Origin of the sequence: Syntrophaceticus schinkii, assembly GCF_000946815.1 — a bacterium.
Classification (GTDB): domain Bacteria; phylum Bacillota; class DSM-12270; order Thermacetogeniales; family Thermacetogeniaceae; genus Syntrophaceticus; species Syntrophaceticus schinkii.
Genome location: NZ_CDRZ01000049.1, coordinates 1 through 4819 on the forward strand (window position 1 = coordinate 1; position 4819 = coordinate 4819).

Genomic DNA, 4819 nt, shown 5'->3' on the forward strand with positions numbered 1-4819 from the left:
ACCATCGATGAGGCTACTGAATACTTTAAAAATAATAATATTCAGGAGGCACTGGATCTGGCCTTTGCCAAAGCCAGGTATGCTATGAGTCCCTTTTCTGATTATGGTAGAGTATTTCGCCATTTTGCAGAAAAAATATCTGCCAATTATTTCACCGCAGTGCACATTAATCATTCTAGGGGATGCCCGCAATAATTACAATCGCGATGAACAGGAGTATTTACAAAAGATTGAGGAGCATGTGAGAAGGATTGTATGGTTTAATCCCCAACCAAGAGAAGCCTGGAATACAGAGGACAGCATCATGAATATTTATGCTCCCTACTGTAGACAGGTCTTTGAGTGCCGCAATCTTAAACAGTTGGAGGAAGTAATTGAAGCAATCTTGTAAGCTTCCTAATTGTTGACATGAATATCGTTTTATGTTAACTTGATAGTAAGCAATTACCTTATAATACAAGGGGGGAGGATGATTGCTTTCACAGAGTGAGATCATTTTGCGCATGTTTGTGTCTCTCCTTGTCGGTGTAATCATCGGTTATGAAAGGTCTTATAACCAGAAGACTGCCGGTGTCCGTACCTATTCCCTCGTCTGTATAGGAGCCACACTCTTTATGATTATCAGCGTTTACGGACTTCCCAGTTTAAGTTCAATCTACAATTTTTATGGATTTCGCCTGGATCCCGGTCGTGTTGCCGCTCAGATTGTTACAGGTATTGGATTTGTGGGGGCAGGAGCTATCTGGAAGGATCGCGGTAATATCCGCGGTCTGACCACAGCTGCAAACCTCTGGGTAACAGCGGGTCTTGGAATGGCTGTCGGTCTGGGAATGTATTTTCTGACGTTCGTCAGTGTTGTCTGTGTTTTTCTGGCCCTTTATAGCTCCCCTCTTTTTTGCCGCCTGGGACTCCTAAAATATCCGCCAGAAGAAGAAAACAGCAAAAAGAAAAACAAAGATATAAGCTATTAAGCAGTACAACCACCAACCCGAAAAATGGAAGCCAGAGGCCGGAAGTCGGACATCTGAGGGATCAAGGGACTGTGTTCTCTTGATCTGTTACCCATGTCTTGACCGAACATAGCTTTATTCCCACTTCCAACCTCCCACTTCCCACATCTCAAAGGTCGCCTACCTCTCTTGGCTTGGTTTAGCTATTTAAGCAAGAACCACTTGCTTAACAGGAGGTAAGCGACCTTTAATTTTATTGTGCCAAAAATGAAACAGTTTATACGTTTTATTGATATACTCTTTGCGTGTAATGCACCTGTCAAAATGCATAAATCTATCATGGAGAGAGAAGAATGTTAAAGAACAGATGCATTTGAAACCAAAGGGGGAACCAATAGATGCCAGAGCTTAGGCAGGAGCCCATTACTAAAAACTGGGTCATTATTGCTACCGAAAGAAGTAAAAGACCATCAGACTTCTCTGTTAAAAAGGAAAAACGAAAAGGAGGTACCTGTCCGTTTTGTAAAGGAAATGAAGGTAAAACACCACCTGAGATCATGGCATACCGCGAAAAGGGGACAAAACCGGATACTCCCGGGTGGTGGGTAAGAGTTGTTCCCAATCTATTTCCCGCACTGGCTAAAACAGGAGCAGGGGAAACCCATGAGCAGAACTTTTATCTGACAAAACCAGGTGCAGGTGCCCATGAAGTTCTGATAGAATCACCTGAACATGATGCCTCACTGGAAACCCACTCTCAACAACATGTCAGGGAAATATTTCATGCCTGGCGTGACCGCTATCAGGCATTGATCAATGAGGAACCGATTCAATACATTCAGATTTTTAAAAATGAGGGATCAATCGCCGGGGCGTCCTTAGAGCACCCCCACAGCCAGTTGATAGCTACCCCGTTGATCCCTCCTGTGGTTGATGAGGAGTTAAAGGGTGCTCAGGAACATTATCAAGAGCATGGAAATTGCATCTACTGTGAGATGATCAAACATGAATTAGGGGTGGGTAGGCGTATTGTTGCGAAAAACGATCACTTTCTTGCTTTTTGTCCATTTGCCTCTCGTTTTCCTTTTGAGACCTGGATTATTCCCCAACAGCATCAGGCTGGCTTCGACTCGATCAATGACCAGCAATTGCATAGTTTGAGTATCATCGTACAGGAAGTTACACAGAAAATAAGAGGATCGCTGAATCAACCTCCTTACAACATGGTCCTGCACAGTGCCCCTAAAGGTCACAGCCATGCCGCCGATTATCACTGGCATTTGGAAATTCTCCCGCGCCTGACCATTGTTGCCGGGTTTGAGTGGGGTACGGGAATCATCATTAACCCTACACCACCTGAATCAGCGGCAGAATACTTGAGAGAGGTAAACACAAACCTTGTTGAGGAAAAGGAGAGATTATCATGGCAACAGGTACACTAAAAATATTATTAACATCAGCTGAAGTGACCCCTTTTGCTAAAACCGGTGGACTGGCTGATGTGGCGGGCTCTCTCCCTAAGGCCTTAAAACACCTGGGTCATGATGTTCGTATTGCTATGCCCAAATATAAACAAATAACAGAGGGAGAATACATCCTGGATTATCCTGTAGAGATGGATCACCACCTGGAAACCGGAATTATCAAACAGACAAAACTCACGGGTAAAAATGTGGAAATACCGGTATACTTGATCGATAATTATAAGTATTTTTATCGCGACAGCATCTACGGATATGGTGATGAAGCAGAGCGTTTTAATTTTTTCAGTAAAGCGGTGCTCAATATGCTGCCACAGATTGACTTTCAACCGGACATCATACACTGCAATGACTGGCAGAGCGGCATGATCCCTTTGAGCCTAAAAACAAAATACGCTGAGGACCCCTTTTATAACAGGATCGCTACCCTGTTCACCATTCACAATCTTCAGTATCAAGGGGTATTCCCTAAGAACACACTCCGGCTAGTCGGGTTGGGGGAGGAGTACTTCAGCCCGGAACGCTTAGAGTTTTACGGTCAGGTCAACTTTATGAAAGCAGGGATTCTCTATGCAGATTTGATCAACACTGTGAGCAAAAAGTATGCTTTGGAGATCCAAACACCTGAATTTGGGGAGCGTATGGACGGTCTTTTGCGAAAAAGAGCACAGGATCTCCATGGTATTGTCAATGGGATCGACTATGAGGAACTAAACCCGGCTACTGACAAGTTTATTTACGAAAACTACACAGCAGAATCGATAGAGCGAAAAAAGGAAAACAAGAAGGCCTTACAAAAGGAGATGGGGCTTCCTGTAAGCGATACGCCGTTGATCGGTATTATCACCAGGCTTGTTGATCAGAAAGGGCTTGACCTGATTGCCGCAATCTTTGAACAGATCATGGATTTGGGTGTGCAGTTCGTACTTCTAGGGACAGGGGAGGATCACTATCAGAGGCTGTTTGCTGAACTTAAAATGAAATACCCGCAGCAGACCGCGGCTAATATCGGGTTTAATGTGGAATTGGCCCAGAAAATTTATGCGGGTTCTGATATCTTCCTCATGCCATCTCGCTTTGAGCCCTGCGGCCTCAGTCAGATGATCAGTTTGAGATACGGAACGATTCCCCTGGTTCGTTCTGTGGGTGGTTTGGCTGATACCATTGAGGATTACAACCCGGAAACGGATATCGGCAACGGGTTTTCCTTCAAGCCATATCATGCCCAGGAACTTCTCAACACCATCGCCAGAGCAGTGGGTATTTACCGTCAGAGACGCGATCTATGGCAGCGCTTGATGGACAGGGCGATGAAGAGTGACTTTTCCTGGGAAAGATCTGCCAAAGAGTATGTGGATGTTTATAGAAAGGCCATCGATAAAAATCTTGCTTCCTTCCAAAATAACCGTGCTGTAATATAGAAAATAATTTTCAGACAGGGCCATTAGTAATTGGCCCTGTTTTTTTGATCATAAAAGGAATCTGTGCCTGATAGGAAGAAGGTAGCAGTAAATATAAAACAGAAGGGGAATAAACATTTTGCAAGAAAAAATTTTAGTCGTTCCTAAAGAATCTGTACTTCAAAAAAACGTTGATTTTCAGGGATTCCGTCCAGGCACTGACCAAAACCTGTGGACTCATTTTGCTGCTGAAGGGTTATTTCTTGTCCGGGACAGTGTAGAATACGACACCCGCTACAAGCAGTTGATTGTTTACCTGGTGCTGAGGCACAGAGAGGAGATCTTTATTTACCAGCGCATTAGGGCAACCGGTGAAAAAAGACTGCTTGATAAGTATTCCTTCGGACTCGGGGGGCATATCAATCCTGTTCACTCCTGCAGCTTCCGGAGGTTAATTGCTTCCAACCTCGCCCGGGAATTAAAAGAAGAGGTTTCCTTTCCAGGGCCATACTCCTATCGCTTTTTGGGTTTTCTCAATGATGAGGAAGAAGAGGTGGGGAGATATCACTTTGGCCTTGTATTCCTTGTTTCATGTCTCTCTCCCCAGATAACAGTACGCGAAAAGAACAAAATCCAGGGCAAGCTGATCCCCGTATCCCAACTAGAAGATTATCGGGATAATCTCGAAAACTGGTCATCTATACTGCTTCCCTATATCCCACCGGAGGTCGGAAGCCAGAAGTCAGATGTCTGATACTCTGATACACCGGGTGATGCACCGGGGACGGGAGCGACCAAGCTAGGTCGTGACACTTAGTGGGTGGGAATCCCACCGGGCAAGGTTTAGCCAACCACCCGTAGCCAGCCTTGGAGCATAGCTGGTAACAGCTATGTTTAAGCGTAGGCAGGCGAGACAGCGGGCCGAAAGCCGCAAGGTTGAAGGGATTGAGCTTCGAAATGGTGCGAGATGGGAAGGCCGATTCTTTCC

General features: G+C 45.0%; 6 protein-coding genes. All 6 read left to right on the forward strand.

Features of this window, described 5'->3' with window-relative positions:
* On the forward strand, window positions 1–195 hold a 195-nt coding region (locus SSCH_RS19905; RefSeq protein ID WP_232294202.1), incomplete at its 5' end, for a hypothetical protein.
* A complete protein-coding gene (locus SSCH_RS03660) occupies window positions 104–391 on the forward strand; it encodes a VWA domain-containing protein (RefSeq protein ID WP_044664293.1) in 288 nt (95 codons plus the stop codon). The genes SSCH_RS19905 and SSCH_RS03660, both read left to right, overlap by 92 nt.
* Before the next feature lie 82 nt (window positions 392–473).
* Window positions 474–971: an MgtC/SapB family protein gene (locus SSCH_RS03665; RefSeq protein WP_052835266.1), complete on the forward strand. Its 498-nt coding sequence runs from the start codon at window positions 474–476 to the stop codon at window positions 969–971.
* 377 nt (window positions 972–1348) lie between these two features.
* Window positions 1349–2392, forward strand: a complete 1044-nt coding sequence (gene galT / locus SSCH_RS03670; protein WP_044664294.1) for a galactose-1-phosphate uridylyltransferase — start codon at window positions 1349–1351, stop codon at window positions 2390–2392.
* Window positions 2374–3852, forward strand: coding sequence for a glycogen synthase GlgA (gene glgA, locus SSCH_RS03675; protein ID WP_044664295.1), 1479 nt, complete (start codon window positions 2374–2376; stop codon window positions 3850–3852). The genes galT and glgA overlap by 19 nt, the downstream gene beginning before the upstream one ends.
* A gap of 118 nt (window positions 3853–3970) precedes the next feature.
* Window positions 3971–4585, forward strand: coding sequence for a hypothetical protein (locus SSCH_RS03680; protein WP_044664296.1), 615 nt, complete (start codon window positions 3971–3973; stop codon window positions 4583–4585).
* The last annotated feature ends 234 nt before the right edge of the window (window positions 4586–4819 follow it).